This window comes from Salmonella sp. SAL4457 (assembly GCF_046548235.1).
Classification (GTDB): domain Bacteria; phylum Pseudomonadota; class Gammaproteobacteria; order Enterobacterales; family Enterobacteriaceae; genus Salmonella; species Salmonella enterica.
Genome location: NZ_JBGDZO010000437.1, coordinates 1 through 274 on the forward strand (window position 1 = coordinate 1; position 274 = coordinate 274).

Consider the following 274-nt stretch of genomic DNA (forward strand, 5'->3'; position numbering starts at 1 on the left):
GGTGCGAGTGGCCGTGCCCGTGGTGGGCATGGCCGTCGCGCAGCAGCCAGGCGCAGGCGAGATTGACCAGCAGGCCGAGCGCGGCGACCAGCATCGCCTGCTGGTAGTGGATCGGGCTGGGGTCGAGCAGGCGTTCGACCGATTGGTAGAGCATCAGCCCGGCCACCAGCAGAAGCAGCAGGGCGCTGGTGTAGCTGCCGAGCACCTCGATCTTCCACGTACCGAAGCTGAAGCGCGGGTCGTTGGCATAGCGCCGCGCGGCGCCGTAGGCGAG

General features: G+C 69.3%; 1 pseudogene. It reads right to left on the reverse strand.

From position 1 onward, the window contains the following. Positions 1–274: pseudogene (gene aitP, locus ACLJNW_RS24960) on the reverse strand (CDF family iron/cobalt efflux transporter AitP); the annotation flags it as partial.